This is a genomic window from Streptomyces sp. NPDC059853, from assembly GCF_042731495.1.
In the GTDB taxonomy this organism is placed as follows: Bacteria; Actinomycetota; Actinomycetes; order Streptomycetales; family Streptomycetaceae; genus Streptomyces.
In genome coordinates this window covers 1-3,005 of the sequence record NZ_JBHWJL010000441.1, presented here as the reverse complement: position 1 = coordinate 3,005, position 3,005 = coordinate 1, and the positions used below count along the sequence as shown (strand labels likewise).

The following is a 3,005-nucleotide window of genomic DNA, read 5'->3' as shown; positions in this document are numbered from 1 at the left end:
GTCGCCGATCTCGACGGTGAAGGACGTGCTGCCCGGCGGGATCTCGAAGGCGTACACCCTCGTCACCTCCCGCGGTGATCTTCCGGTCTTAGTAAGGCAAACCTCACCTTACCTTCCCGGTCGCGGACAGAGAACAGGGCCCCGGTGTGCGCTGCCGCACGCCGGGGCCCCGTCCTGTCGCCGTTGTGTCAGCCCCGGTACATCTCCGCCACCAGGAACGCCAGGTCGAGCGACTGGCTGCGGTTCAGCCGGGGGTCGCACGCCGTCTCGTAGCGCTGGTGCAGATCGTCGACCAGGATCTCGTTGCCGCCGCCCACGCACTCGGTGACATCGTCACCGGTCAGCTCCACATGGATGCCGCCGGGATGCGTGCCCAGGCCCTTGTGGACCTCGAAGAAGCCCTTCACCTCGTCCAGCACGTCGTCGAAGCGCCGGGTCTTGTGCCCGGAGGCCGCCTCGAAGGTGTTGCCGTGCATCGGGTCGCACACCCACGCCACCTGCGCGCCGGACGCGGTCACCCGCTCCACCAGCGGCGGCAGCAGGTCGCGGATGCGGTCCGCTCCCATCCGGGTGATGAACGTCAGCCGGCCCGCCTCCCGCTCCGGGTCGAGGCGGTCGATCAGCGCCAGCGCCTCCTCCGGAGTCGTGGTCGGACCGATCTTCACCCCGACCGGGTTGGAGATCGACGCCGCGAAGGCGATGTGCGCCCCGTCCAGCTGCCGGGTCCGCTCACCGATCCACACCATGTGGCCCGAGACGTCGTACAGCCGCCCGCTGCGCGAGTCCACCCGGGTCAGCGCCGCCTCGTAGTCCAGCAGCAGCGCCTCGTGCGAGGCGTAGAACTCCACCGAGTGGAACTCGGCCGGATCCGCGCCGCACGCCTTCATGAAGTTCAGCGCGTTGTCGATCTCCCGCGCCAGCGCCTCGTAGCGCTGGCCGGAGGCGGAGGTCCGCACGAAGTCCTGGTTCCAGGCGTGCACCTGCCGCAGATCCGCGTACCCGCCGGTGGTGAAACCGCGCACCAGGTTCAGCGTGGCGGCCGACGCGTGGTACATCCGGCGCAGCCGCTCCGGGTCCGGGATCCGGGCCTCGGCGGTGAACTCCGGGCCGTTGACCGAGTCGCCCCGGTACGACGGCAGCGACACCCCGTCCCGGGTCTCGGTCGGCTTCGAGCGCGGCTTGGAGTACTGGCCGGCGATCCGCCCCACCTTGACCACCGGGACCGCCGCCGCGTACGTGAGCACCGCGCTCATCTGGAGCAGCGTCTTCAGCTTCGCCCGGATCTGGTCGGCGCTGACCTGGTCGAACGCCTCCGCGCAGTCACCGCCCTGGAGCAGGAACGCCTCGCCCCGCGCCACGCTCGCCAGCCGCGCCCGCAGCTGATCGGCCTCGCCGGCGAACACCAGCGGCGGATAGCCCTCGAGTTCCGTGGTCACCGCGCGCAGGGCTTCGAGGTCCGGATAGTCCGGCTGCTGCGCCGCGGGCAGGTCTCGCCAGGAGGAAGCGATGGAGAAGCTGCTGTCAGCGTTCACGGTCACCCGGCCAAGGTTACGGGGTCGCACGGTCACCCAGGTGCCACGCCCGGGAAGTGAGACAGGGGCCACCCGAGGCGCTATAGTCCCGGCATGCGCACCCAGCCGTTCCTCACCTGGTGGTGGCCCGCTCCTGTGGCGGCCCACTGACTGCGCGCACCCAGCACCACGACGCGAAGGCCGCCCGACGGGGCGGCCTTCCGCGTTTCCGGGCCCCGGCCGCCCCGTCCCGTTCCACGACAGGGGTACCTCCATGGGCCACCACGAGCACCACACCTCCCCCGCCGCCGTCATCGAACGGCTGCTGACCGGCACCGAACCGTTCGCCCTGCTGTACCGCCGCACCCCGGGGCGCGTCCGCTCCGGCGACGGCACCGTCGAGGTGCTGACCGGACCGGTCCGCACCGTGCAGACGCTGGCCGATCTGCCGCTGCCCGAGCGGCCCGGCATCGGGGCGCTGGCCCTGGTGCCGTTCCGGCAGATCGCCGAACGCGGATTCGAGGTGACCGACGACGGCACCCCGCTGTCCGTCCTGGTCCCCGACCGGGTGAGCGAACTGCCGCTCGGCGCCGCGCTGGACGCGCTCCCCGGCCACGCCGTCACCGTGACCGGCGGGCACTTCGACACCGACGACGCGGCGTACGAGGAGACCGTGCGCACCGTGCTGCGCGAGGAGATCGGCGCCGGGCAGGGCGCCAACTTCGTCGTCCGGCGCACCTTCACCGGCCGGATCGACGGCTTCGGCCGGCGCGACGCGCTGGCGCTGTTCCGGCGGCTGCTGGCCGGTGAGCGCGGCGCGTACTGGACGTTCGTGGTGCACACCGGCGAGCGCACCCTGGTCGGTGCCAGCCCCGAGGTGCATGTGCGGATGCGCGGCGGCACCGTCGTCATGAACCCCATCTCCGGCACCTACCGCTACCCGGCCGGCGGCCCGGACCCCGACGGGCTGCTGCGGTTCCTCGCCGACCGCAAGGAGATCGAGGAGCTGTCCATGGTGGTCGACGAGGAGCTGAAGATGATGTGCGCCGTCGGCGACCGGGGCGGCGTGGTGATCGGGCCCCGGCTGAAGGAGATGGCGCATCTGGCGCACACCGAGTACGAACTGCGCGGGCGCAGCACCCTGGACGCGCGCGAGGTGCTGCGCGAGACGATGTTCGCCGCGACCGTCACCGGCAGCCCGGTGGAGAACGCCTGCCGCGTCATCCGCCGCCACGAGCGGGACGGGCGCGGCTACTACGCGGGCGCGCTGGCGCTGCTCGGGCACGACGCGAGCGGCACCCAGACCCTCGACTCGCCGATCCTCATCCGCACCGCGGACATCGCCCCCGACGGGGCGCTGCGGCTCTCGGTGGGCGCCACCCTGGTGCGCGGCTCCGACCCGGCGGGCGAGGTCGCCGAGACGCACGCCAAGGCGGCCGGGGTGCTGGCGGCGCTGGGGGTCGTGGAGGCCGGGGCTCGCGCGCAGGGCGTACG

At 72.5% G+C, this 3,005-nt stretch carries 2 protein-coding genes; one reads left to right on the top strand and one right to left on the bottom strand.

Annotation, left to right across the window (positions count from 1 at the left end; genetic code table 11):
• Positions 1–188: 188 nt before the first annotated feature.
• Positions 189–1,538: a class II 3-deoxy-7-phosphoheptulonate synthase gene (locus tag ACFV5N_RS26425; RefSeq protein ID WP_385604641.1), complete on the bottom strand. Its 1,350-nt coding sequence runs from the start codon at positions 1,536–1,538 to the stop codon at positions 189–191.
• A 247-nt stretch (positions 1,539–1,785) separates the two neighbouring features.
• Between ACFV5N_RS26425 and ACFV5N_RS26420 the strand changes: the two genes are divergently transcribed.
• The coding region (locus ACFV5N_RS26420; RefSeq protein WP_385604638.1) for a chorismate-binding protein at positions 1,786–3,005 on the top strand (1,220 nt) is incomplete at its 3' end.